The sequence below is a fragment of the Acidimicrobiales bacterium genome (genome assembly GCA_035512495.1).
In the GTDB taxonomy this organism is placed as follows: domain Bacteria; phylum Actinomycetota; class Acidimicrobiia; order Acidimicrobiales; family CADCSY01; genus DATKDW01.
Genome location: DATKDW010000063.1, coordinates 1 through 2,018, shown reverse-complemented (window position 1 = coordinate 2,018; position 2,018 = coordinate 1). Strand labels below are relative to the sequence as shown.

General features: G+C 70.9%; 3 protein-coding genes. 1 reads left to right on the top strand and 2 read right to left on the bottom strand.

The genetic code is table 11. The features are described from left to right. Positions 1–112: 112 nt before the first annotated feature. Positions 113–349 carry a ferredoxin gene (locus tag VMN58_09650; GenBank protein HUF33457.1) on the top strand — a complete coding sequence of 79 codons (237 nt, stop codon included), beginning with the start codon at positions 113–115 and terminating at the stop codon, positions 347–349. Here the strand turns inward: VMN58_09650 and VMN58_09645 are convergent, their stop codons facing one another. Both VMN58_09645 and VMN58_09640 read right to left on the bottom strand, forming a co-directional pair. Further along, complete coding sequence (locus VMN58_09645) at positions 350–544, bottom strand: ferredoxin (protein ID HUF33456.1); 195 nt, start codon at positions 542–544, stop codon at positions 350–352. Further along, positions 541–1,791 (bottom strand): cytochrome P450, encoded by a 1,251-nt coding sequence (locus VMN58_09640; GenBank protein ID HUF33455.1) that lies wholly within the window; start codon positions 1,789–1,791, stop codon positions 541–543. Before VMN58_09640 ends, VMN58_09645 begins: the two co-directional genes overlap by 4 nt. Between the last annotated feature and the right edge of the window lie 227 nt (positions 1,792–2,018).

Sequence of the window (2,018 nt, the reverse complement as noted above, 5' to 3'; positions counted from 1 at the left end):
CCGTCGTCGAGGAACGAGCGGACCAGACGGTCCTTCGGCCCGGCCCGCACCACCCAGACGGTGGCCATCTCGTCGGCGTGGATCATGGTGGGGCCGACCCTACGCTGGCCGGGTGCACGTGTGGATCGACCAGGACCTCTGCACCGGCGACGGCCTCTGCACCGACCACTGCCCCGAGATCTTCGTCATCCTCGAGGACGGCATCGCCTACGTGCGCGACGGCATGGACATCGGGAACGACCCGGGTGGAGCGGGCTCGATGGTGCCGGTGGCACCGGACTTCCAGCCTCGGGTGATCGACTCGGCCGAGCTGTGCCCGGGCGAGTGCATCTTCATCGAGCTGGGCTGACTACGCCTCGACCTCGATGGCGAACTCGGGGCAGTTGTCGGCGCAGAGCTGGGCCTTCTCTTCGAGCTCGGCCGGGACCTCGCCGGTGACGAGCAGGACGGCGTAGCCCTCCTCGTCCACGTCGAACAGCTCGGGGGCCAGCTGGTAGCAGCGGTTGTGGCCCTGGCAGGCGTCGCGGTCGTACGCGATCCTCATGCCGCGCCGTGCCCGAGGACGCGCACCGGCAGGCAGCGCGGCCCGCGGACCTGGCCGGTGGACCAGCGCACGGTGCCGGGATCGGCCAGCTCGAAGTCGGGGAAGCGCGCCATCCACTCCTCGATGGCCACGGTGAGCTCGAGGCGGGCCAGGTTCGAGCCGAGGCAGCGGTGGATGCCGAGGCCGAAGGCCGAGTGCCGGTTGCGGGCCCGGTCGATGACGAACTCGTCGGCCTGCTCGAAGGCCTCCGGGTCGCGGTTGTACGACGGGAACGAGAGGAGGAGCCAGTCCTCCTTCTTCACCGGGCAACCGCCGACCTCGGTGTCCTCGGCGGCGAGGCGGGCCATGGTGACCGGGGCGTAGAAGCGGAGGAACTCCTCGATGGCGAAGATGCGCACATCGGGGTCCTCGACCCAGCGGCGGCGGTCGTCGGGGTGCTGGGCCAGGTGCCAGAGGCTGGCGCCGATGGCCGACCACGTGGTGTCGATGCCGGCGATGAGCAGAAGGGCGATGGTGCCGAACACGTGCTCGTCGCTCAGGCGGTTGCCGTCGGTGCCCTCGACCGTGAGCAGGTAGGAGATGAGGTCGTCGCCGTCGGCACCGCTCTCGCGACGCTCCCGGATCTTCTCGCTCAGGTAGGCGACCAGCGTCTCGCTCGGGTCGATGTCGTCGTGCTGGCCCGGGGTCTCCAGGATCCGGTGGATGAACATGCGGAACTTGTCGCCGTCCTCCTGGGGCAGGCCGAGCATGGCGGCGATGACCCGCACCGGGATGTCCTGGGCGTAGGCGGTGGCGGCATCCACCACGTCGCCGCCGGCGGCGAGCTCGGCCTCGACCTCGTCGAGCAGCTCGCGGCAGCAGGCCCGGGCCATGGGCTCCCACGCCTCGATCTGCTTGGGGGCGAACGGGGGGAGCAGGAGGCGGCGGGCCCCGGCGTGGAAGGGCGGGTCCGATGTGATCGGCGGGGCGTAGCCGCGAGGCGCGATGTCGAGCTCGGGTCGGAAGTCGTTGATGATGATGCCGCGGCTGGTGAAGCGGTCGGTGTCCTCGGCGATGGCCCGCACGTCGGCAGCCTTCGTCGGGAGCCAGGCGCCGCCGAAGCGCTCGGTGTGGGCCACCGGGCAGCGCTCCCGCAGGTCGTCCCAGATCTCCGGCGCGTTGGCGGCGTAGTCCGGGTGCGTGTGGTCGAAGTCGGTCGCCCAATCCTCGACAGGCGGTCGCTTCGTCTCCGGCACGGTGTCGGTCATTCGTGGGATCCCCTGTGATAACGGTTGTTATCTAGTGATGGTAGCGCGGGGTTCGCCGGCCGACCTCGCCCGGTGGCTCAGGCCAGGGGCTGCGGTCCGCGTTGGAGGGTGCCGGGGCGCTCGCCCGTGAGCTCGCCGTGCTCCACGGTGGCGACACCACGCTTCACGGTGGTCACGTAGCCCACCGCCTCCTGCAGCAGGCGTGTCCCGCCGGCGGGCAGGTCGGC

Excerpts from the sequence above, each read along its gene's own strand:
- VMN58_09645 (HUF33456.1), bottom strand. The coding sequence starts at position 544 with ATGAGGATCGCGTACGACCGCGACGCCTGCCAGGGCCACAACCGCTGC.
- VMN58_09640 (HUF33455.1), bottom strand. The coding sequence starts at position 1,791 with ATGACCGACACCGTGCCGGAGACGAAGCGACCGCCTGTCGAGGATTGG.